Origin of the sequence: Siphonobacter aquaeclarae (assembly GCF_900103285.1) — a bacterium.
GTDB classification, from domain to species: domain Bacteria; phylum Bacteroidota; class Bacteroidia; order Cytophagales; family Spirosomataceae; genus Siphonobacter; species Siphonobacter aquaeclarae.
This window is the reverse complement of the sequence record NZ_FNGS01000008.1, coordinates 277,848-301,005: the sequence shown is the minus strand read 5'-3', so window position 1 is coordinate 301,005 and position 23,158 is coordinate 277,848. Positions and strand designations below refer to the sequence as shown.

The 23,158-nt window shown below is 52.5% G+C and carries 22 protein-coding genes and 4 tRNA genes; all 26 read right to left on the bottom strand.

Features of this window, described 5'->3' with window-relative positions; genetic code table 11:
• Window positions 1-71: 71 nt before the first annotated feature.
• The 26 genes from nusG to BLR09_RS20575 all read right to left on the bottom strand — a co-directional run bounded on the left by nusG (window position 72) and on the right by BLR09_RS20575 (window position 23,003).
• A complete protein-coding gene (gene nusG / locus BLR09_RS20700) occupies window positions 72-635 on the bottom strand; it encodes a transcription termination/antitermination protein NusG (protein ID WP_093207491.1) in 564 nt (187 codons plus the stop codon).
• Window positions 636-720: 85 nt separating this feature from the next.
• Window positions 721-915 carry a preprotein translocase subunit SecE gene (gene secE / locus BLR09_RS20695; RefSeq protein ID WP_093207490.1) on the bottom strand — a complete coding sequence of 65 codons (195 nt, stop codon included), beginning with the start codon at window positions 913-915 and terminating at the stop codon, window positions 721-723.
• Window positions 916-1,011: 96 nt separating this feature from the next.
• Window positions 1,012-1,082: transfer RNA gene (locus tag BLR09_RS20690), tRNA-Trp, on the bottom strand.
• Between the two features lie 288 nt (window positions 1,083-1,370).
• Window positions 1,371-2,555, bottom strand: coding sequence for an elongation factor Tu (gene tuf / locus BLR09_RS20685; RefSeq protein ID WP_093207488.1), 1,185 nt, complete (start codon window positions 2,553-2,555; stop codon window positions 1,371-1,373).
• Window positions 2,556-2,717: 162 nt separating this feature from the next.
• Window positions 2,718-2,789, bottom strand: a tRNA-Thr gene (locus tag BLR09_RS20680).
• Window positions 2,790-2,902: 113 nt separating this feature from the next.
• Window positions 2,903-2,975, bottom strand: a tRNA-Gly gene (locus BLR09_RS20675).
• 42 nt (window positions 2,976-3,017) lie between these two features.
• Window positions 3,018-3,100 (bottom strand) — tRNA-Tyr (locus BLR09_RS20670).
• A 262-nt stretch (window positions 3,101-3,362) separates the two neighbouring features.
• Window positions 3,363-4,364 (bottom strand): outer membrane beta-barrel protein, encoded by a 1,002-nt coding sequence (locus tag BLR09_RS20665; RefSeq protein ID WP_093207487.1) that lies wholly within the window; start codon window positions 4,362-4,364, stop codon window positions 3,363-3,365.
• Window positions 4,365-4,392: 28 nt separating this feature from the next.
• Window positions 4,393-5,202 (bottom strand): hypothetical protein, encoded by an 810-nt coding sequence (locus BLR09_RS20660; RefSeq protein ID WP_093207485.1) that lies wholly within the window; start codon window positions 5,200-5,202, stop codon window positions 4,393-4,395.
• 1 nt (window position 5,203) lies between these two features.
• Complete coding sequence (locus tag BLR09_RS20655; protein ID WP_093207484.1) at window positions 5,204-5,770, bottom strand: RNA polymerase sigma factor; 567 nt, start codon at window positions 5,768-5,770, stop codon at window positions 5,204-5,206.
• A gap of 179 nt (window positions 5,771-5,949) precedes the next feature.
• A complete protein-coding gene (locus BLR09_RS20650) occupies window positions 5,950-6,222 on the bottom strand; it encodes a hypothetical protein (RefSeq protein ID WP_093207481.1) in 273 nt (90 codons plus the stop codon).
• 5 nt (window positions 6,223-6,227) lie between these two features.
• The gene (locus BLR09_RS20645) at window positions 6,228-6,779 is read right to left on the bottom strand and encodes a DUF420 domain-containing protein (RefSeq protein ID WP_093207480.1); all 552 of its coding nucleotides are present in this window, start codon (window positions 6,777-6,779) and stop codon (window positions 6,228-6,230) included.
• Window positions 6,776-7,498, bottom strand: a complete 723-nt coding sequence (locus tag BLR09_RS20640) for an SCO family protein (protein ID WP_093207477.1) — start codon at window positions 7,496-7,498, stop codon at window positions 6,776-6,778. The genes BLR09_RS20645 and BLR09_RS20640 overlap by 4 nt, the downstream gene beginning before the upstream one ends.
• A 47-nt stretch (window positions 7,499-7,545) precedes the next feature.
• On the bottom strand, window positions 7,546-7,878 hold the full coding sequence (locus BLR09_RS20635; protein WP_093207475.1) for a cytochrome C oxidase subunit IV family protein: 333 nt from the start codon (window positions 7,876-7,878) through the stop codon (window positions 7,546-7,548).
• Between the two features lie 19 nt (window positions 7,879-7,897).
• Window positions 7,898-8,659: a cytochrome c oxidase subunit 3 gene (locus BLR09_RS20630; protein ID WP_093207472.1), complete on the bottom strand. Its 762-nt coding sequence runs from the start codon at window positions 8,657-8,659 to the stop codon at window positions 7,898-7,900.
• Window positions 8,660-8,750: 91 nt separating this feature from the next.
• A complete protein-coding gene (locus BLR09_RS20625; RefSeq protein ID WP_093207566.1) occupies window positions 8,751-9,344 on the bottom strand; it encodes a cytochrome c oxidase subunit 3 in 594 nt (197 codons plus the stop codon).
• Window positions 9,345-9,373: 29 nt separating this feature from the next.
• Window positions 9,374-10,264, bottom strand: a complete 891-nt coding sequence (gene cyoE, locus BLR09_RS20620) for a heme o synthase (RefSeq protein WP_093207470.1) — start codon at window positions 10,262-10,264, stop codon at window positions 9,374-9,376.
• Complete coding sequence (locus BLR09_RS20615) at window positions 10,257-11,264, bottom strand: COX15/CtaA family protein (protein WP_093207468.1); 1,008 nt, start codon at window positions 11,262-11,264, stop codon at window positions 10,257-10,259. The genes cyoE and BLR09_RS20615 overlap by 8 nt, the downstream gene beginning before the upstream one ends.
• Before the next feature lie 155 nt (window positions 11,265-11,419).
• Complete coding sequence (locus BLR09_RS20610) at window positions 11,420-13,318, bottom strand: cytochrome c oxidase subunit I (RefSeq protein WP_093207465.1); 1,899 nt, start codon at window positions 13,316-13,318, stop codon at window positions 11,420-11,422.
• A 26-nt stretch (window positions 13,319-13,344) separates the two neighbouring features.
• Complete coding sequence (locus tag BLR09_RS20605) at window positions 13,345-14,457, bottom strand: cytochrome c oxidase subunit II (protein WP_093207463.1); 1,113 nt, start codon at window positions 14,455-14,457, stop codon at window positions 13,345-13,347.
• 55 nt (window positions 14,458-14,512) lie between these two features.
• Window positions 14,513-15,826 carry a quinol:cytochrome C oxidoreductase gene (locus BLR09_RS20600; protein ID WP_093207459.1) on the bottom strand — a complete coding sequence of 438 codons (1,314 nt, stop codon included), beginning with the start codon at window positions 15,824-15,826 and terminating at the stop codon, window positions 14,513-14,515.
• Between the two features lie 73 nt (window positions 15,827-15,899).
• On the bottom strand, window positions 15,900-16,526 hold the full coding sequence (locus BLR09_RS20595) for a c-type cytochrome (protein WP_093207457.1): 627 nt from the start codon (window positions 16,524-16,526) through the stop codon (window positions 15,900-15,902).
• A gap of 49 nt (window positions 16,527-16,575) precedes the next feature.
• Window positions 16,576-17,115 carry a DUF3341 domain-containing protein gene (locus BLR09_RS20590; RefSeq protein ID WP_093207454.1) on the bottom strand — a complete coding sequence of 180 codons (540 nt, stop codon included), beginning with the start codon at window positions 17,113-17,115 and terminating at the stop codon, window positions 16,576-16,578.
• 50 nt (window positions 17,116-17,165) lie between these two features.
• A complete protein-coding gene (gene nrfD / locus BLR09_RS20585) occupies window positions 17,166-18,575 on the bottom strand; it encodes an NrfD/PsrC family molybdoenzyme membrane anchor subunit (RefSeq protein WP_093207452.1) in 1,410 nt (469 codons plus the stop codon).
• Between the two features lie 76 nt (window positions 18,576-18,651).
• The gene (locus tag BLR09_RS20580; RefSeq protein WP_093207449.1) at window positions 18,652-21,720 is read right to left on the bottom strand and encodes a TAT-variant-translocated molybdopterin oxidoreductase; all 3,069 of its coding nucleotides are present in this window, start codon (window positions 21,718-21,720) and stop codon (window positions 18,652-18,654) included.
• Between the two features lie 56 nt (window positions 21,721-21,776).
• Window positions 21,777-23,003: a cytochrome c3 family protein gene (locus BLR09_RS20575; protein ID WP_093207446.1), complete on the bottom strand. Its 1,227-nt coding sequence runs from the start codon at window positions 23,001-23,003 to the stop codon at window positions 21,777-21,779.
• Between the last annotated feature and the right edge of the window lie 155 nt (window positions 23,004-23,158).

The following is a 23,158-nucleotide window of genomic DNA, read 5'->3' as shown; positions in this document are numbered from 1 at the left end:
CGGTACAACGAGACAATTCTGTGGAAGCCGGATTTGCCTGCTACTCCGAAGCTCACTCAACGGAGTCTGTACTAGCTTTCTTTTTCTACCTGAGCGTAGCTCAATTCTACCGGTGTATTCCGTCCGAAGATTTTGACGGTCACCTGGAGCTTTTTCTTATCGTCGAAAATTTCCTCGATCGTACCGGAGAAGCCGCTGAACGGGCCGTCCATTACCTTGATCGATTCACCCTTGAGGAAGGATACCGAAGCGACAGCCGCTTCTTCTACGACCTCGTCCACCTGACCCAGCATCCGCTTTACTTCAGAAGCCCGGAGGGGTACGGGTATTTTCGCCGCATTTTTGTCCTTGTCATTACTGCCCAGAAAGCCGATTACGCCCGGCATACTGGTGATCAAGTGCATGACTTCTCCGTTGGACAAATCGGCTGAAATCATGATATACCCCGGAAAAAAAGCCTTCTCGCGAATCCGCTTCTTTCCGTTACGCATCTCCACGATCTTCTCCGTCGGAATCAGAATCTGCGGTACCGATTCGGTCAGTCCCTGTCTGGCTACTTCGTTTTCCAGATAGGACTTCACCTTCTTCTCCTGCCCTGACACAGCCCGCAAAACATACCAATTCACGTTGCTCATAATTCTTTGACGTTTTGAGTTGGGAGTCCTGCGTTTTGAACCGCACACCGGGCGCGAAACTCAAAACACGAAACAGCTACTCAGCTTACTTGGAGAGACTGTAGAAAGCGTTCAATACATTCTGGAAACCGGCGTCCATCAGACCTACCACCAGGGCAAAGATCAGTGATGCGATCAACACCAGCCAGGAGCTGGATTGCAGCTCCTTGAAAGGAGGCCAGGTAATATGCTGCGTAACTTCCTCCCAGGAGGCCTTGAACAAAGACGTGACCTTTTCCATTGTTTCTGGTTTAAACTCTTCAGGTTTAAAGTTTAAAACGCGCCGGCCTCCACTGGAAGCCAACTTCCTTTTAAACCTTAAACCTGAAATTCACTGCACGGGCACCAGGATTCGAACCCAGACCGAAGGTTTTGGAGACCTCTGTACTACCCTTATACTATGCCCGTGTACTTTAATACTCGATTTGGGACTGCAAAAATAGCGTTTGAACGAGTCAGATCAAATAAAACGTTCAACTTTTTTCAGATATTTTTTAGCCCCTCTTCCTACACCCGGCTCCGCTACCCCTTCTTCCGGCTAGCTTTCTGTGAAGTCTGTGTATTCTGTGAGAATAATTTTATTTCTCACAGAATACACAGACTTCACAGAAAAAGCGTACGGTCGTTTCTAACAATCAAAGAGGCTGTCTCACGAATGAAACAGCCTCTTTAGAAAGGTATATCAGAGAATCCTGATTAGAGGATTTCCGTTACCTGACCAGCACCTACGGTACGGCCACCTTCGCGGATAGCGAAACGGAGACCCTTATCCATAGCGATCGGGTTGATCAGGGTTACGTCGATCGTAATGTTGTCACCCGGCATAACCATTTCCACGTTCTCGGGAAGTTTGATTTCGCCTGTTACGTCCGTGGTACGGAAGTAGAACTGGGGACGGTACTTGTTGAAGAACGGCGTGTGACGGCCACCTTCTTCTTTGGAGAGGATATACACCTCAGCCTTGAAGTGGTTGTGGGGCTTCACAGAACCGGGCTTACAGATAACCATACCGCGACGGATATCGGTTTTTTCGATACCACGGAGGAGGAGACCTACGTTGTCACCAGCTTCACCGCGGTCGAGGATCTTGCGGAACATTTCCACACCCGTTACCGTAGACTTCAGGTTTTCAGCACCCATACCGAGGATTTCAACCGGGTCACCAGAGTTGATAACACCTGTTTCGATCCGGCCGGTAGCTACCGTACCACGACCCGTGATAGAGAACACGTCTTCTACCGGCATCAGGAACGGCTTGTCCGTTTCACGCGGAGGAGTCGGGATCCATGAGTCAACTGCTTCCATCAGTTTGTCGATGGTTTCAACCCACTTCGGCTCGCCGTTCAGACCACCCAGTGCAGAACCCTGGATAACCGGAATGTTGTCGCCGTCGAATTGGTAGAAGCTCAGGAGGTCACGGATTTCCATTTCGACGAGTTCGAGAAGCTCGGGATCGTCAACCATGTCAACCTTGTTCATGAACACTACCAGCTGGGGTACACCAACCTGACGGGCGAGAAGGATGTGCTCACGCGTCTGGGGCATCGGACCGTCGGTAGCAGCTACCACGAGGATGGCACCGTCCATCTGAGCAGCACCCGTAACCATGTTCTTCACGTAATCGGCGTGACCAGGGCAGTCAACGTGCGCGTAGTGACGATTCACAGTTTGGTATTCGACGTGTGCCGTGTTGATGGTGATACCACGCTCACGCTCTTCAGGTGCATTGTCGATTTGAGAGAAATCTCTTTTCTCTGCCAGACCTTTTTCAGAAAGAACCTTCGTGATGGCAGCAGTCAGGGTCGTCTTACCGTGGTCAACGTGACCAATCGTACCAATGTTTACGTGTGGTTTCGAGCGGTCAAAAGTCTCTTTTGCCATTGTTTGAAAGAATTATCGGTTTCGCTATTGGGTTTTATTTGGATGAAAGTTACCTGCGATGAGTCACTTGCACCTTTCGTTACGAAAAAATTCCCTCTCCACAACGGAAGAGGGATTTCGCAATTCTGATCTCTCTGGCAAATTCAGGCCGGAAAGTTTCAGAGCCTTTGAGGGGATTTGAACCCCTGACCTCTTCCTTACCAAGGAAGTGCTCTACCCCTGAGCTACAAAGGCAAAATCTTGACTACAAGTTGCCTGATGGATTTCACGGAAAAGCAGCGAACTGCCTGTTGCCGTAAATCGGAAGCTGTCTCCTAAAAGAACTATGAAGACTTGCTCTACTCGAGAGCGGGCGACGAGGCTCGAACCCGCGACCTGCAGCTTGGAAGGCTGCCGCTCTACCAACTGAGCTACGCCCGCATGATCAGGGACGGATACCGGCAAGATATCCGTCCTGAATTGTGGGGCGAGATGGATTCGAACCACCGTAGGCATACGCCAGCAGATTTACAGTCTGCCCCATTTGGCCACTCTGGTATCGCCCCAAATGGTTAAAATTTCAAACTCTTTTCAGAGAACTTTCCCATTACCGTCGGCTTTGGAGTCGCAAAGGTATATCAGTTTGGGGCCCCTTGTCAACACCTTCGTGAAAAAAATATTTTGGAATGAACCATACCCCTGTTTCTATCCGAGCCTAATGATTTCAGTACCAACCAGTTCAATCACATTTCCGACTTTGCAGTACGACAGAAATTTCTTCAAAAAAAAGCGGGCCGCCCCTCCGGACGGCCCGCTTTCAGCAAAATCTCAATTAAACCGGACGCCGAAACTCACCATCTGCACTTCCGGGCCGCGGTTAGCCTGGTAGAGCTTGTTGAGGTCGTATTGTACAAACAAATCCACCGAGTTCCGGAAACCAAGCTCCGCCCCTACTCCATACCGGAAATTCTCCAGCCAGTAGCCGGCGTGTTTGTGGTCCTTCTTGCCGCCTTCGGTCTTGGTTTTGGTGTAGCTGTCGATCCGGTACCCCGCATAACCTCCGATGGCAATATGTGAAACAATACCCTTCCGGAAAGCGATTGTCGGCATTACCGGAATATTGAAATAACAGGCCGTCAGTTTGCTCTTTTTCAGCGGAGTAGTGCTTTCCGGAAACTCGATGCGATCCGGCCCTTTGGTAGCTACATTGTTGCCTTCAAACATCAGGTTGTACCAGGAAAAATCGAACCCCAGTTTTAATCGAAGCGCTACATTCTGCCCCGGGATAATCGCCGGATTCCGGTAGAAACCCAACGAAACATAGCGTGAGCCCAGCGGGCGCAGGTCGTACAGGTTCGGGTCGGCATACTGGCTGCCTCCGTCGTTCTTTCCGTATACATTCAAGCCAAGCGAAAGAACAAAATTGTCCTGATCGTTTTTATACCATGGCCGCGACGGACGCAAACGCTTTACAGATTTGTTACCCGTCGAATCAGTATTTGCCGTTTCAATCTCAATACCTTTCCGCGTGATGCGTATGGATGCGTTTTGTTTCGCGGCATACTTCGTACCGTCCATCTCTCCCAGAACGATTTTGGTCGTCCCCTGCTCCGAAGTTGAGTCAATCTTCGCTCCCACATCTTTCAGGAGGCGATTGATGTCGTACTTCATCAGCTTCTTCAGCTCTTCCTTGTTCTCCCCGTAGATGATGATTCTCGACTTGTCTCCCATGACGACAATCACTGAATCCCGTTTCATGTCGGTCGTCTTCGCCGAAGCGATACCCAGCGATCCGATAACGGCCAGCAGGGTTGCAAATACTGCTTTCATAACTTAGTAAGAAAAAGAGATGGTTGTCTCACCGTTTGTTGAACAGATTATCTTCGGCACGGGCCAGAATGCCTTTTTTCTTCAGCCCTACTTCGCTCCACTCTCCATCCTGGATATGTTTCCAGCCCTTGGCAAGCCGGGCGAGAAACTTGCCCTTCGGCCGCTTTTCCGTTGTATCCGGTTCGCTTCCTGCTGCTTCCCCCAAGTTCGGCGCAGTGACATTTACTACGAACACTTTCTCCTCTGATGCCTTCGCCAGGCTGGCCGCGGCCGGCTGCTTGACGGCCTCCAGCGGTTTGACAGACTCAACAGGCTTCACGGCAACTTCTTCCTGGCGAATCACCGGCTCAGGCGTGACCTGCACGACCGGCCGGCTTTCCAGTGTTTCAGCGCGAAGGACACGTTTAGGCTGTGCCGTCATCTCCGTACGCCGGGGAACGGCATCCAGTTGGTACCTGACTTTCTCCTCTTTATGCGAAGCTGCCGGCCGTCCCGCTTTTTCCGGCACAACGCTTTCAGGCTGTGCGGCCTTCGTTGCGGTTTGAGCAACTTCTTCCACCGGCTTTTCCACGCGGCCGGCCGGTGCTGTCTTTACAGAAGGAACCGACGCTACTTCGGCGCCGGATGGCGCGTCGGGACGAATCATCCACCACCCGGCAATAAGAAGCACGGACGCAGCCGCCGAGTATTTCACCCAGGCAGGGACTATCCGCCGGGGCGGGTGCGCCAGCCGTCCCTCCAGCCTCGTCCAGGCTTCCGGACGGGGCTTCGACTCCAGCTCCCGTAACTTCCGGGAAAAGAGCTCATCGACGGGGTGTTTCCTTTCTTCGTTTTTCATGTCAGTAGTTAATGGATTGCCGGGTATCTGCTTCAACGATCATTCGCTGCAACAAAGCCCTGGCCCGGTGTAACTGCGACTTCGAGGTACTTTCTGTTATTTGCAGGGTACGGGCGATTTCCTCGTGACTGTAACCTTCGATAGCATACAGGTTGAAGACCGTCCGGTACCCGATCGGCAGCGATTCAATCAACCGCATCAGATCGGCCGCTTCGAGTGATGTTTCGGGTAATTGCGGAGTGGGCTCCTCCAGTACATCGTCGTAGCTTGTCTGCCAGCCCAATTGCTTTTTGGCCCGCAGCGCCATCAGGCATTCATTCACCACGATCCGCCTGATCCATCCTTCGAAACTCCCCTCCAGTTTGAACTGTGCGATTTTCTCAAACACTTTCACAAATCCCTCGATCATGGCTTCTTCTGCCTCGTACTCGTCGTTGAAATACCGCCGGCAAACAGAGAGCATCCGCGAAGCGTACTTGTCGTACACTCTTCGCTGAGCTTTGGGGTCTGCCTTCTGACAGGCTTTGACCAGCTGCTCCTCCGTTTGAAACAAGGGTAGAATTTTCACGACCTGGGATAAGGGTTTCCAACTTCAGCAGGTAGATGCGGGGATATGACAAAAGGTTGCATCGGTTTCCGAAAAATAGGCAACGATTTGTCAAATCAGTAAAAAACAAAAACAAAGCCCCCCGATCCGGAGAACGGGAGGCTATCTATCGGCAATTGATCAAACACAAAATGTCTTGTTCAGGAATGGGCGACGCCACGTAGCCGCTGCCAGATTGCCATCTTGCGGGAATGCTCCTTGCGGCTCTGCCGGTACCACAGATAAGCAATCAGCCCGACGATGAGGTATGGCATTGCCAGCAGGTACAGGATACCGGTATTAAGGCCCGATCCACTCAGGTAGCGCCCGTCGTTATAGGTACTTTCCACCGACGCCCGGCACATCGCGCATTGGGCAAAAGAAGAAACGGTCGTCACGACCAGCAGCAGCAAAGAAAAAAAGAATCTCTTCATATCGCTCAGGCGTAATAAGGACTGATCATCAGGTAGGCAATGACTCCGGTAACGGAAACGTACAACCACAACGGGTACGTCACCTTTACAATCCGCTTATGCCGGCGGATCTGGTTGCTCCAGGCATAGTAAACAGCCAGCAGTACAAACGGCACCACGACAATCGACAACAGGATGTGGCTGATCAGAATGAAGAAATAAAAGCCACGGAGCAGCGCTCCCTTCCCTTCGAAGGTCGTAGACTCATTTGTCAGGTGATACAAAACATATGACACCAGGAATAGCGACCCGAGTACAAAAGCGGTTTGCATGCTCCGGCGGTGCGCTGCTACATTTCCCTTCTTCACAAAATAGAATCCGGCTATCAGCAGCAGGGACGTCGCCGTGTTGATAAGGCCGTTGATATGGGGCAATATCCGTGTCCATTCGCCCAGGTGGAGTTTTGGGAAACGTGGATTCAGCAAGATTGCCACGGCCAGGGGAATGGCAACAGATAGTATGCGGATCCAGAGAAGATACCCTTTTTGTTTTTCTTCCGGAATGACCATTTGATTCATTTTGACTGACGCTTCTTGTAAATATCTTCCAGAATACGGATCTCGAGAATGAGGCGATCTACTTCTTCCCGGTCTTCTCCGTCGTAATATCCCCGGATCACGCCTTCCTTATCTACGAGTACCAACTTACTGTCATGCGTGAAGGTTTCCGAAGCGGGTGTTTTTTCGCTGTCGTCCTGCACGGCCAGTTTATATCCTTTGATAGCAAGGGCATACAGATCGGCTTTGTTTCCGGTCAGGAAATACCACCGGCCGGGTTGTGCATCGAACTGCCCGCCATATCGCTTGAGGACGGAAGGGGTATCGTGCTGCGGGTCGATGGTATGCGAAACCAGCACAACATCGGGATCGGATGCAAAAACATCCTGTACACGGGCCAGTTGCGCAGACAGTTTCGGGCATATAGTCGGGCACCGGGAAAAGAAAAAGTCGGCGACGCGGATTTTCCCTTTGAACGTTTCATTCGTGACAGCAACGCTATCCTGCGACAGCAGCGAAAACGCCGGAATGGTATGAAACAGGGTATCACGCTCCGGCTCCCACCAGGCCCGGCCGGGTCCAAGCTCCCGGATTAATACCTGCCCGGATAATGTATCCTTCAGGGGGAAATACCGTGGCAGGGAAAAATGGTTGGTACTTCCGAACCGGATCCATACAAAAGTCAAAACCGGACCTACCAACAGTAACGTAAGGAGTCCGGCTTTTTTCCAATTCCACATAGTGTGCAAACAGGCAGGGAGCCCGAAGGCTCCCTCCTTTTAAATTCTTAATACGAAGCGATAAAGCCGCCTTCGAGGAGAAGGGCCAGTACCAGCCAGGCGATGAAGACTACCGGTACGAGGATCGTCCAGAACAGGCTCTTCACTTCATGGGCAAGGTGCATAAACTCTCCGATGATGTATCCCGCTTTGAGGATCGTCATACCGACGAAGATCGCAACCTTCAGCAGGTGCATGTGGTGCGGCAGTGTAAATGCAACGACGAATTCCAGTACCGTGATGATCAGCAGAATCCAGAATGTACGCCAGATAACCTTGGTTTGGGGCTTGGCAATCACTTTGCCATCCTTCTCAACAAATTCAGTATATTCAGTTGCCATGAGACAATGAGCTTTTCAATTAAACCAGATAAAAGAACGTGAAGACGAATACCCAGACGAGGTCGACAAAGTGCCAGTAGAGACCTACTTTTTCAACCATTTCATAATGGCCGCGGCGCTCGTACAGACCCATACACACGTTGAAGAAGATGATAACATTGAGGAGTACTCCTGAGAATACGTGCGTACCGTGGAATCCGGTGATGAAGAAGAAGAAGTCGGCGAACGGCTGCGGACCGTACTGATTGATGTGCAGGTTGGCGCCAAAAACTTCCTTCGTAATCTGAACACCATTCACGATGTCATTTACCAGGGTCGGCTTCTCCGCTCCGTGGATAAAGTGAGCCCACTCCCATGCCTGAGAACCCAGGAAGGTAAAACCACCGAGAATCGTCCAGAGCATCCATTTTTCAACGTCAGCCTTGTCTCTCCGGTGGCCGGCTTCTACCGCGAGTACCATCGTCACCGAGCTGAAGATAAGGATAAACGTCATCAGACCGACGAAGACCAGCGGCATGGACTGGCCGTGGAAGAAAGGAACGGCCTCAAATACCTTTTCAGGAATCGGCCAGTACTGAGGGGAAAAAACGAAATCGTGGGGGGCACCTTCGAAGGCGGGGTGGCTGTATCTCACCAAGCCGTACGCAATGAGAAGACCTGAAAAAGTAAAGGCATCTGAGAGGAGGAAAATCCACATCATCAGTTTACCATAACTGGCCTTCATTGGTTCTGCACCGCCCAGCCATAAGTGTTTCGGTTCAGCAGCAGCGTGTGTTGCCATGTACTCAAATACGTTTTACAGTTAACAATTTCGTTTTTTCGCTCCGTAAGAGACGTGTTGGCGATGACCCGCCTTCCGGGGTTCGTCCGTTTCAGCGGAAATTCAGCAGGAAAACGAACAGGTACAACCACAACCCATCCAGAAAGTGCCAGTATAAAGCAGCCATTTCCAGACGATCCAGTTTTTTGGCATGAATTTTCATCCGCCAGGCCGAGACAAAGGAAACGATCAGGACGATCAATCCGCTGATCACGTGAACCCCGTGGATAAAAATCAGTACGTCAAAAAAGGAGACAGAAGGGTTTCCCACCAAATACAGATCCTGACTAACCAGCTCGTAGAAGCCAAGAATCTGCAGATACAGAAAGACCAAGCCGAGTGCAAAAGTAATCGAAATAGCCGTTTTGAGTTGGCCGAATTTGTCTTTTTTTGCAGCACGCAGGGACAAGTGCATAAAAATACTGCTGACCAGCAGGACGCCGGTACTGTACCAGAAAATGGCCGGTATTTCAAACTCAAGCCAGTTACCCTCCGCACGGCGCACCAGATAGGCGCTCGTCCAGCCGGCAAATGACATGGTAATGCTGGCGATTCCCAGCCAGAGCATGAATTTCTTCGGGTGGAACGAAAACGTAGGTTTCGGTTCTTCCGACAAATTCCGCAGGTGCGGTAATTCCGTATTCATCATTTCTACACAGGCCGCAGCCCGTTTTTTCAGGCTTTATCCAACAAAAACACGATCTGCAAAATGGGCAGATACGCAATCGCTACAAAGAAAAGGCGCCGGGCTGCTGCGTCACTGATTTCCCGCATGAGGTAAAACGTATGCCCGAGGAGCAATACCCCGCCCAGCGTCGCCAGAATGGCGGAAGTAATCCCGGTAATACCCATTTCGTACGGAATCCATCCGAGGGGTACCAGGAAAACCGTATACAGCATAATCGCGCGGGCCGTTTTAAGCCCTTTGTTGCCGTTGTAAGGCAGCAACCGGATACCGGCCTGCCGGTAGTCGTCGTCGATCATCCAGGCAAGCGCCCAGAAATGCGGGAACTGCCAGAAAAACTGAATGGCAAACAATACGCCAGGCTCCCAGCCAAACTGGTTCGTGGCCGCCACCCACCCGATCATCGGAGGAAAGGCTCCGGGGATTGCGCCGACAAAGACGGCAATCGGCCCCGAACGCTTCAGCGGCGTATAAACAAATCCGTAAAGAATGACCGAGAGAAGGGCGACAATCGCCGAACGGAAGTTGAAAAAATGTACGAACAGGAACAGGCTTCCTGCCAGCAGAATGAGGCAGAACACCGTCGCCTCCGTGACCGAAAGCCGGCCTGAAGGAATGGGCCGGTTCCGCGTCCGTTTCATCAGCAGATCTGAATCTTTTTCATAGATCTGATTGATGATATTGGCTGCTCCGGTGATACCAAACCCGGCCAGGGTGATCAGCAGCAGGTGCATCCATTCCACCTGATCCACCGCGAGGTAGTAGCCAAACGTGCCGGACAGGGCAACGAAGGTACTCAGCCGGTGCTTCAGCAGTTCAAAATAGGCTTTCGCCTTTTCCTGCCAGGTAAGCTCCCAAACGTTCGTTTTTACTTCAGACATTGCTCGCAAACGGCGCCGCCGGTTTCCCGGAAGGCCTGTTAATCTTTCCGAAGACCTGCTCGGAGTTCAACAATAGAAACGCCACAAACTGGACTCCCAGGAGGATCAGCGCCAGTGTGAGGTGAACAGGCTGGAGAAACGCCGGAATGGCGAAATAGGCCATCCCGATACCTGTCAGTACTTCTGTTGCTACCAGCGCCACCATGGCGCGCGTGTAGCGGTTGACCAATCCTTCTCTTGACGTATTCCGGAAGAGTGCGCGCAGTAACCAGAGGTGCACACCCAGAATCACAAGAGAAAAAGACCGGTGAATGTAAAAAGCCAGTCCGGATTGGGAAACTTCGTCGATCCAGCGGTCCCGGGCTTCGTATCCGATCCGGAAAACCACCTCGTCAATTGCTTCCCGCAGCTGCGTCCCAAGCAATACCTGAAGAACAGAAAGGCCTATCGCAAGACCCAGAATGCGGTTCAGGTAAGACTTCCGCTGTATTTGTCCGACTTCCCAGCTAATGGAATAAGCCCGGGAAACGGCATAAATCAGGATAAACAGAATCACAATGGCGACCAGCATGTGTACCGTCACCATGAGCGGCTTCAGCTCCGTTGCCACAACCTTCGCTCCGAGCCAGCCCTGAAAACCCATCAGCAAAAACGCCCACAAAGATAACCACACAAGCGGTCTGTCCTTACGCCAATACGACAAAGAGGCAAGAAAAGTAGCGAAGACAAAAATTCCGGCAAGGGCGCCAACCAACCGGTTCCCGTATTCCGTCCAGGTTTTAACGGCATTGAAAACGACTTCTCCCTTGAGTTTTGCCCCGAAAATCTCTTGGTAATCGGGCGGGAGCTGTGACGCGTCAGTAGGCGGTACCCAGGTACCAAAGCATTTCGGCCAGTCAGGGCAGCCCATTCCGGCTCCCGTACTTCTCACTACTCCACCGGCTACTACCACCAGATACACGACAACGATCGTCGCTATTCCCAGTTTTCTAAACCACATGCTTCCTTCAACTAAAATGGTACGCGGTCGGTATGACGGCGTTTCGAGCCGCAAATTTCGCTCTCAAAACCTTCTTTTTCAACCGGTTGATCACAAAAAAATCGCGGAGCCCCGAAAGAGGCTCCGCGACGGGAATATCAGTCAGCAACCGGAAATCAATGTCCGCCGGACTTGGCAGAAACGATCCGCTGCTCTGTGTGCAGTTCGTCGATATCCTTTTCGAGTGCGATTTGCTCGGTTTCTTCGGGCAGGTTCGACTCAGGCGTAGCTGAGAACGGTACGGTCTGCGGAATGTAATCTTCCACGGCGCCCGGCTTCGAATAGTCGTACGGCCAGCGGTAAACAGCGGGGATAGGACCTTCCCAGTTTCCGTGACCGGGCTTGATGGGAGCCGTCCATTCCAGCGTGTTGGAATGCCAGGGGTTTTGTACAGACTTCTTGCCTTTGAAGATCGAGTAGAAGAAGTTCCAAGCGAACAGCGCCTGTGCCGCAAACGTCACGATAGCTGCTGCCGAGATGAACATGTTCATGTCTGCGAACGAGTTCGTCAGGTCATACGTCGAGAATGAATAGTAGCGACGCGGGAAACCGGCGATCCCGATGTAGTGCATCGGCAGGAAGACGCAGAACACACCGATAAAGGAAATCCAGAAGTGGATGTATCCGAGCGTCGGGTTCATCATACGACCGAACATCTTGGGGAACCAGTGGTATACCCCTGCCATCAGTCCGAAGAACGACGCCGAACCCATTACCAGGTGGAAGTGAGCGACGACGAAGTACGTATCGTGGAGCTGAATATCGAGGGCAGCGTTACCCAGAATAATACCGGTAATACCACCTGCAACGAACAGCGAAACCAGACCGATCGAGAACAGCATCGCCGGCGTGAAGATGATGTTACCGCGCCAGAGCGTCGTGATGTAGTTGAAGCCTTTTACCGCAGAAGGCACGGCAATGATCAGCGTCAGGAACATAAAGACAGAACCGAGGAACGGGTTCATACCGGTCACGAACATGTGGTGCGCCCATACGATGAACGCGAGCAACGTAATACCGAGCATGGAACCGATCATCGCACGGTAACCGAAGATCGGCTTGCGGGCGTTGGTCGCGATTACTTCAGACGTAATACCCAGTGCCGGAAGAAGTACGATGTATACTTCCGGGTGGCCGAGGAACCAGAACAAGTGCTGGAACAGGATAGCGGAACCGCCCTGCTGCGGAAGCGCCTCACCACCGATATAAATTTCGGAGATATAGAAGCTCGTACCGAAGCTGCGGTCAAAGATCAGCAGCAGCGCCGCTGAGAAAAGTACCGGGAACGACAGGATACCCAGGACAGCCGTAAAGAAGAACGACCAGATCGTCAGCGGAAGTTTGCTGAACGACATTCCGCGGGTACGCAGGTTAATGATCGTAGTGACGTAGTTCAGACCACCCATCAGCTGCGAGACGATGAACAGCGCCATCGCTACGAGCCAGAGGGTCATCCCCATACCCGAACCGGGCGAAGCCTGCGGTAACGCTGAAAGCGGCGGGTAGATAACCCAGCCACCGGAAGCGGGACCGGTCGACAGGAACAAAGACGACAGCATGATCACACTTGCTACCAGGAAAAACCAGTAGGAAAGCATGTTCAGGAAGCCGGATGCCATGTCGCGGGCACCAATCTGCAGGGGAATGAGGAAGTTGGAGAACGTACCGCTCAGACCGGCCGTCAACACGAAGAATACCATGATGGTACCGTGCATCGTCACCAGTGCGAGGTAGAATTCAGGTTCGAGCTTGCCTTCGGCGCTTATCCAGTTGCCGAGGAGCCAGCGGAGTCCTTCCAGCTTCAGATCGGGGAAACCGAGTTGAAGACGGAAAAGTATCGACAGCAAACCACCGATGAAGGCCCAGATAATACCCGTAATCAGGTATTGCTTGGCGATCATCTTGTGATCTTCCGAGAAGACATACTTCTGAATAAAATTTTGCTCGTGATGCTCATGCTCATGGTCGTGCTCGTGGTGTGCATGAGCGTCGTGAGTCGTTGCAGCAGTTGCCATATCGTGTGAAGTTTAAAGATCCAATATTAACGGAGTGAAGCCGCAGCGCCGGCAGCAGAGGCAGTGCTATCGGCAGGAGCCGCTTCTTCGGCAGGAGCTTCCTCCGCCTCACCTGCATACTTCATTGCTTTCGCTTTCAGACGGGCAGGAACGCGCTCGAGGTAACCGGTATTCATCGCAAGGAATGATTTCTGCGACTTCAGCCAGGCCTTGAATTCGTCTTCTTCCAGTACTACCACGTTCATCTTCATAGAGAAGTGACCGGGACCGCAGATTTCGGTACAGTTGAGACGGTACTCGAAGTTCGGATCGTTCGTTTCTGCCTTCATTTCGTCCGTCGACTTGGTAGCCTTGAACCAGAACTTGGTCGGCATACCCGGAACGGCATCCATCTTCACACGAAGGTGGGGAAGGAACACACTGTGCAACACATCGCGGGCACGGATCTTGAGCAGAACCGGCACGCCTTTCGGAATGTAAAGCGTTGAGCTCACAACGTCATCGAAAGAAGCTTCATCGCTCATGTCGATACCGACTTCGTTCGTTGCGTCGATGAGTTTGTAGTTGTAGGAGCCGAGCTTGTTGTCGTCGACACCCGGGTAACGGGCAATCCAGTTGAATTGCTTACCGGTTACTTCCACTACATAAGCATCGGCAGGAGCTTCCTGCGTGATATCACGCCAAACGCGCCAGCCCATGAAAACCATGATCGCCATGACCACTGCCGGGATCACTGTCCAGGCGAGCTCCAGCCGGTGGTTATCCGGGTAGAACGTCGCACGGCGCTTCGGATCGTACTGATACCGGAACGCGAAAACGAACAGCAGTGCGCTGGTCAGGAAAAAGGCAACCGTAACGATGGCCATGAACCACCAGAACATGGTGTCTGTATGAACACCGTGCTCGGAAGCGGAAGCCGGGAGGAACTTGGGAGCCGACTCGATGAACGACCATACGCCGGCGAGAGAACCGCCGAAGAATACGATCGGCAGCAGCGCTCCATTGATTTTGTTTGCCACCCCGGGCTTGTCGCTACCGGCACCGGCAGCAAAACCCTTGGTAAAAACGGACATCCGGTTCAGTACCACGAGAGTGAGTACCAGGAGTACGGCCGCCAGCAAACCAACGATATAAACCATGACAATCTTTAGTTTTTAATACTTCAAATGCTAAACTCAGACGGAATGCTCCGGACTAAATATCGTGGTGGACGGCTTCCTCGAGCATCGGGTGGTTCTTCGCCACGATAGATGCTTTCGTCAGCTGCGCCGAAATCACGTAGATGAATGCAGAAGCAAAGAACAGGGTGGTACCCCACTCGATGAGTCCGAATCCGGCGTTGGCACCGACCAGACCCGGCATCATCATCTGATAGAAGTCGAAGTAGTGACCGATGATGATAACGGAGGCGCCGACCTTCAGGAACGTTTGGTTACGCTTGGCGTCGCGGGTCATGAACCAGAGGAACGGGAAGAGGAATCCCAGAAGCAGGTTGATGAAGAACGGAGCCTTGTAAATTCCGCCGTAACCGCTGAAACGCTCGCGGAAGTAGATCGTTTCTTCCGGCATGTTGGCATAGTAGATCAGCAGGAACTGAGCAAACCATACATAGGTCCAGAAGATAGAGAACGCAAACATAAACTTGCCGAGGTCATGAAGGTGGTTCTCATTCACCCAGCGCAGGTAACCTTTTTCCTTCAGGCTGATAACCGCCAGCGTAGTTACTGCCAGACCGGTCACGTGCCAGGAAGCGAAGTGGTACCAGCCGAACATCGTCGAGAACCAGTGGGTATCGATCGACATGGCCCAATCCCAGGCACTGGTAGAAGACGTTACCGCAAACACGAGGATAAATACCCGCGCAAGGTTCTTCATCTTATACCACCACTCGGTTCCGCCAACGGCATCCTCCTGCTTGGACAGGTTCCGGAGTACTACCCAGAGACCGTACCAGAGACCGATGTACAAAACAGTCCGGACAATAAAGAAAGCGTTATTAAGGTACCAGCTCTTGCCGGCGATGATCGCATCGTAATGCTCACTTTCCGGATCCATCACGCCTTCATGACGCCAGTGGAACAGTTCCTGTCCGAAAGCGAAGTAAAGGATGATCAGGATACCGCCCGAAATCGGGAGGAAAGCTGGGAATGCCTCGGGCACGCGCTTCAGAATAGAAGACCAGCCAGCCCAGGACAGGTACTGAATACATACAAAAAACATCCCGATGACGGAAATGCCGGTAAAGAACTCGGCATTCATCCACAGGTTGGCAACCACACGCTTGGCCCAGCCCGGCAGCCCGTGCTCATGCCCTTCGTGTCCGTGGCCGGCATGCTCGTGTGCGTGCTCGATGCCGATACCAATACCTTTGGACACCATAAACGCTCCGATCAGGAGAATTGCGAGGCCCGCCAGCATACCGATGATCAACTTCCGCTTTGAAGAGGAGGTAAAGTCATACCACTCCTCCATCTCAGCCGGATCAAAATGGTGATTGTGCTCTGCCATTGTACTTACGTTATTCGGTTATGTGTCCTGCAGCCGGTTGCCCTTGCTGCCGGACGACAGTCAACTCTGGAAATTAGGGTTCTTGCTGAAGTTTGTGGACGTACTGAATGATCTTCCAGCGGTCTTCGGGAGAAACCTGTGAACCGTGGGGCCACATCCGTCCTTTTCCGTACGTAATGACGTGGAAGATATGACCGTCGTTGAGATCTTTAAGTGCGTCGCTTGAATAGACAGGAACCCCGCCGTATTTCTTTCCGACCAGACCATCGCCCTTGCCTTTTTCACCGTGGCAGTGCTGGCAATACTTGCCGTACAGCACCTGGCCCTGTTTGGCAGTTGCTTCGCTGGCAGGCAGCGGGTTCTTCAGCACAGCGGCAGACATCTCGAGGCTGTCAGCCGGGATATTCCGGAAAATCAATTCCATTTTTTCCAGAGCAGAGATCACCGTATCGCCGTCGGTCGTCACGTACGCCTGACGGGGAATGGTCCCTTTCACCGGTACGCGCATGTTGCCATTGCCTTTGCCCGTCTCACTGTTGATCGGGTTCGGCTTGATTTGGGTCAGCGGTTCGTATCCGACGGAATTGTACATGTTCGGCGCGTATTCCCATGCCTGATGCTGCGGGTCGCGTTTCATGGATGCCAGAATCACAACCACGAGGGAAGCGGCAATCCATACGAACGGTAGGTATTTTTTCATTGGTACAATAAGTTGATGTGATAGATAGACAGTTTCGTGATTTCAGATCTTACGCTGCTTCTTCTACCACTTCCTTGATATTCACTTCCGTCGCACCTGTATCGCGAAGGGCTTTCTCGATTTCGGCTTCCGTTTTCCGGTTGGCTCCGGTGTCGATGGCTACGACAAACTTATCATCTGTCGCGCGGAGATCGAAAATCACCGGCTTCACACCCCACCACAGTCCGTTTGAGATAAAGAAGGTAAACACCATCCCGAAAGCGGTAAAGAGTACCGTAAACTCAAACATTACCGGGATGAAATCCGGAAGTGCATAAAAATCCTTACCCCCGATGTTCATCGGCCAATCGAGTGCCATTGTATACAGGGTCAGGAGAAACATACAGGTCAGACCCAGCGCGCCGAACATAAACGCCGCGACAGGGATCCGGGTACGGGGATGTCCGATCGCTTTGTCCAGTCCGTGAACCGGGAAAGGCGTGTATACGTCATGTACCTTGATGCCGCTGGCCCGGACGCTTTTCACCGCTGCCAGAACTTCGTCATCGTCGTCGTAAACTCCAACCAGAAATCGCTTATTAGTATCCATTGTGAGACGGATTGCAGCAGGCGGTTGAACCCGCCTGCCAATTCCTTTATTTATTCAGTGACTTTTTCTCCTGTGCTTTTACCGGGCTTCACTTTGTACGGGAAGCGCTCGGACGAGCTCTTCATAACCGCCTTCACTTCCGCCATGTTGATAACCGGGAGGTACTTGGCAAACAACAGGAAGAGGAAGAAGAACAGACCGAAGGTGAAAACGTAATCGCCGATGTCGATGATCGTCGGAGAGAACATAGCCCAGCTGGAGGGAATATAATCCCGGTGGAGGGACGTCACGATGATCACGAAACGCTCAAACCACATCCCGATGTTTACGACAACCGAGAGCGCGAACGTCCACATGATGCTGCGGCGGATGCTCTGGATCCAGAAAAGCTGGGGCGTTACTACGTTACAGGTCATCATCGCCCAGTAAGCCCACCAGTACGGACCGAAGGCCCGGTTGATGAACGCATACTGTTCGTATTCTACGCCTGAATAAGCAGCAATAAAGAACTCGGTGATGTAAGCGATACCTACGATGGAACCCGTTACGGTGATGATCTTGTTCATCGTCTCGATGTGCTCGATGGTAATGTAGTCCTGGAGTTTGAACGTCCAGCGGACGATCAGCAGGAGGTTGTTTACCATCGCAAATCCTGAGAAGATAGCCCCTGCCACGAAGTAGGGAGGGAAGATCGTCGTGTGCCATCCCGGAATCACCGAGGTTGCAAAGTCAAAGGATACGATCGTGTGTACGGAAAGTACGAGGGGGGTAGAAATACCGGCGAGGATAAGTGAGACGTACTCGTAGCGGAACCAGGTCTTGGTATTTCCGTTCCAGCCCATTGAAAGAAGGCCGTAGATGAATTTCGAAACCTTGCTCTTGGCCCGGTCGCGGATGGTAGCGAGGTCAGGAATCAGACCGCAATACCAGAAGAGGCAGGATACCGAGAAGTACGTCGAGATCGCAAATACGTCCCAGATAAGCGGAGAGTTGAAGTTAACCCACAGCGAACCGAACGTATTGGGGAAAGGAATACACCAGTAGGCGAGCCACGCGCGGCCGGCGTGCATCAGAATGAAGCTGGCCGCACAGATAACGGCGAAGATCGTCATCGCTTCCGCCGCCCGGTTGACAGATGTCCGCCATTTCTGACGGAACAGCAAAAGGATCGCGGAGATAAGCGTACCGGCGTGACCGATACCTACCCACCACACGAAGTTCGTAATATCCCATGCCCAGCCAACTGTCTTGTTCAATCCCCAGTTACCCAAGCCGTCCCACCAGGTCCAGAATACGGAACAGGTACCCAGAAACAGGACCACGGAGGAAATACCGAAAACGATTTTCCAGGAAGCGGTAGGTTTACCTTCCACCTGCCGGCAGACATCCTCCGTAATATCATGGTAGGATTTTCCACCTGTCACCAAGGGAGGTCTTACGACAGCACTGACGTGTGACATATTTCTAAATTTTCAGAGTTTCAAAAGTTAGGTTCCGGCTGCCGGTCGGGTCAGACCAGCAGCCGGAATCAAATAATTACGCGTGTTCTTTCTCGTGCTTGTGCGCTTCCTTCTTGGGCTTCTCGTGGCCGCCCTTGTGGATCGCCTGCGCATCGGCCTCATCCTTGTTCCGGATCTTGGTCAGGTAGTTCACCTGCGGAAGAACGTTGATTTCTTCGAGCATGGTGAAAGCCCGGCCTTCCTTCTCGTCGGCGAGGATTTTGAAGATGTCGCTTTCCGGGTTGTTCATATCGCCAAAGACGATCGCACCGGTGGCGCAGGAAGCCGAGCAGGCTGCCTTCACCTCGTTGGCGTACAGGGAACGGCGCTCTCTCTTGGCAGAAAGTTTACCAGCCTGGATACGCTGCACGCAGAACGAACATTTTTCCATTACCCCGCGGCTGCGAACCGTTACTTCCGGGTTGATGACCATCTTGCCGAGGTCATTGTTGAAGTGGTAGGGGAATTGGTCTTCGTCGAAATATTTGAACCAGTTGAAACGGCGTACTTTATAAGGGCAGTTGTTGGCGCAGTAACGCGTACCGATGCAACGGTTGTACGTCATCTGGTTGAGCCCTTCGTTGCTGTGCGTGGTAGCGAGTACCGGACAAACCGTTTCGCACGGAGCGTTTGAGCAGTGCTGGCACATCATCGGCTGGAACACTACTTCCGGGTTTTCAGAAGCAAGCTCCAGGGTTTTCAGCTCCTGGAAGACGCTTTCATCTTCTTTCGGCTGAACCGAAGAATAGTAGCGGTCGATGCGGATCCAGTGCATTTCACGGCGCATCACCACTTCTTTACGGCCGACAACCGGCACGTTGTTTTCTGACTGGCAGGCAACCACACAAGCGCCGCAACCGGTACAGAGGTTGAGGTCAATGACCATACCCCAGCTGTGATTGTTCTTCTTGTGACCGTTCCAGAGGGTAATATCGTTCGGAGCTTTCGCACCTTCAGACGTAGCCACCTTCGGGAAGAAACGACCGGCCTGCGCATTTTCCTGGTACTTGGCCAGAACCGTTTCCTGTACAACCGACTCACGGGCCATTACCGTGTTGTGCGTCTGGGTCTGAGCGATGCCCCACTTGTAGGTGCTGCCCGTCGGCGTTACAGTAATATCAGCGCCAGTCGCGTTGATCCAGGGGAATACGTTCTTACCAACACCGTCAGCAGCCTTACCGGCTTTGGTCCGGCCGTAGCCGATGGCCACGCCAACAGTATCGTTTACCTGGCCGGGCTGGATCAGCACCGGAAGCTCGATGGCTTCTTTGCCGGCGATTTCCAGCTTCACTACGTCGTTCTGCTTCACGTTCAGCTTTTCAGCCGTTTTCTGTGAAAGAGTAGCGTAGTTATCCCAGCAGGCTTTTGAGATCGGATCGGGGAATTCCTGCAGCCAGGGGTTGTTGGCCTGCGAACCGGTACCCATCCCTACTTTTTCGTAGGCGATGAACTCGAGCTTGTCGGAGTTGGCCCGGTAGGTGCCGCTCACTTTGCCGAGTGCGGTCAGCAGGTCATACGTCGTAGAAGGAGCAGCCGGGGTAGTACCCTTGGCCGGCTCGAATACGCCGTCGTAAACAGCCTTGTTCCAGGCTTCCTTGCTGTTGGTTTTGAGAATAGTAGCCGCCCAGTTCTTCTTCAGAAATTCGTAGAAATCTCCGTTCTGACCAGCCCAGGTCAACAGAGAAGACTGCGCCTGGCGGGTGTTGAAGATCGTGGAGATCGTCGGCTGAATGATCGAGAAGTAACCCGGCTTCGGCTCTGCGTCACCCCATGATTCGAGGAAGTGTGAATCCGGAGCAATGTACTGGCAAAGGGAAGCGGTTTCTTCGGCGCGGTCTGCGAAGGAAACACTGAGTTTCACGTTCGGCAGAGCCTCTGCGATTTCCTTTCCGCGGGGGCTGTTGTACACCGGGTTAGCGCCGTAGAAGATAACAGCGTCTACTTTGCCGGCCTTCAGTTCCGTTGCGAAGGTGTTGAACGCGTCGTCGTTACCCTGCTTGTAATTGGCAGTGCCGGCGATCGTCGTTCCGTAGTTGCCGAGCAGTTTGTTGATTTCAGCAACGACAGCCTGAACATTGGCGTCGTTCGAACCACTCACTACCAGCGTAGAACCCGGAGCAGCTGCTTTCAGATCCTTTGCTGCTTTTTCGAGGAATTCAACTTTTACGTCAGCCGTCGAAGCAGAACCGCCGATAAGCTTCAGCAGCGTAGAAGCTACCAGACCAAGCTGGGAAGGCTTCAGGCGACCCCGGTAATCCGCATTGGAAGCGGTCAGGGACATGATAGAGCTGAAGTCATAGTGACGGGACATCTGGCGGTTACCGCCTTTGCCTGACGACACTTTCCGGCCGGCTGCCCATTGCTTGGCAAACTCGTCCGGAGAAATCCAGGTGCCGAGGAAATCCGCGTCGAGGCTGACGATTACCTTGGCTTTGCTGAAATCAAAAGCAGGAAGCTGACCACCGTGAACCTGCGTCAGCCCGTAAGCAGAGGCCGGATCGTAGGAAACATGAACGGTCGACGGGTACTTGGCTTTGAAGGCCTCAATAACCGCTTTCGTGGTCGGGCTCAGAACAGTACCCGTTACGAGGCGGATATTCTGAGACTTCGCCAGTGCCGCTGCTACTTCTTTATCGAGCGTTTCCCATTCGGTTTTCTTTCCACCTTTATGGGGCTCTTTCAGTTTCTCGTTGTCGTAGAGGCTGAGTACGGAAGCGTGTACACGCGTTCCGACGCCGCCCTGCGAAATGCCCGACAAGGGGTTACCCTCGATGAAAATGGGCCGCCCCTCCCGGGTTTTCACCAGGACAGAGCAATATTCTCCACCGTCAACGAAAGAAGAAGCGTAGTAGTTGGCTACGCCCGGCTCTACGTCAACAGGCTTATTCAGGTAAGGGATTACTTTCTTAACAGGAGCTTCACAGGCAGCCAGGGAAACAGCTGCCACGCCGAAGCCAAGCATCTTCAGAAAGTCCCGACGGTACGTTCCTCCCCCATCGGTGATGTCACTGGCATCGGCAAACTCGCGGTGTGAGTTCTTAACGAATTCCGGATCATTCCGCAGTTCTTCCAGACCTCGCCAGTATCTTTTCGTAGTATTTTCCATTAGAAAAACTCGTGTTGGGGAAAGGCGGCTCCTTGCGGACCCGCCCCGAGATTATATTAATAGTGGCACTTCGAACATTCAAGTCCGCCGATATCCGCCACTTTCATTTCCTTTACGCCTTTGGAAGCGTGCAACTCAACAAGCTTGTCGTAGTACTTGTTGTCTTTTGAGTTGACGTTGGTTTTCCGGTGGCAGTCGATACACCAGCCCATCGTCAGCGTAGACCGCTGCTCGATCACTTCCATCGTCTGCACTTCCCCGTGGCACTGCTGGCACTGGAGACCTCCGACGTTCACGTGCTGTGAGTGGTTGAAGTAGGCCAGGTCAGGCAGGTTATGCACCCGGATCCATTCGATCGGCTGATCTTTTTCGATCGCGCGGTAGATCTTCTGGATTTCGGGAGAAGAAGCCTTCACCGAGTTGTGGCAGTTCATACAAATGTTGGCAGACGGAATGTTAGCCTGCTTGCCTTTGTTGACGCCGGTGTGGCAGTAGTTGCAATCGATTTTGTATTCGCCGGCGTGAAGCTTGTGAGAGAAGGCAATCGGCTGCTTCGGCGCGTATCCCTGGTGAATACCGATGCCGTACATGCCATCGAGGGTTGCCTTACCTGCCAGCAATACGAAGAGAAGAAGTGCTCCGGTACGGAAGGCAGGGCTATTGCCAAGCTTTCCGGCGTTTTCCTTCAAACGAGCGAAGAAGGGAATCTTTTCAGCTTCAGGAGAGTTCGGATCTACCGAAGACAAGCGGTTCAGAACACCCAGGATACCGAGCAGCGCTGCCAGCATCAGGATCATCACCACGAGCAGGGCTACCAGTACGACACTGAAGAAGCCGGAAGACTGATCGCCGGCCGCTGCTGCAACGGCCTGGCCACCACCACCACCTGTCGGACCTGTTGTCGGCTCAGGAGCAGCATTCTTTTCCTTAATGTATGCCAGGATGCTCTTGATGTCATCGTCAGACATACTGCCGAACGCCGTCATCATCGTCGGCTTGAACTGGTCGTACAGCTTGACAGCTGCCTCATCACCACTGGCCACCATCCCGGCGGGGTTCTTGATCCATTTGATCAACCAGGCCTCGTCGTGACGCGTGTCTACGCCTTTCAGACCGGGTCCGATCAACTTCTGTTCCCCTACATTATGGCATGATGCACAGTTTTGGGTGAAGAGCTTCTCGCCTTTAGCGGAGTCCTGGGCAAAGCTGGACGTGCTACTCCAAATCGTCAGTACGATTGCCGTCGCGGCCCATAGGAAGTAGCTGAGTGCTCGTTTGATCATAAACTTTTCAACTTTTATTTTCAGTACGGGTTAGCCGTATAGACCCATTCCGGGCCCACAAAACTACAATCGGATCGTTGTTCTTCAAACTCTGCATTTTTCCATGACATTAAAAGTAGGGTAAAAATATCTATTTAAAATCATTCTAAAGAAGT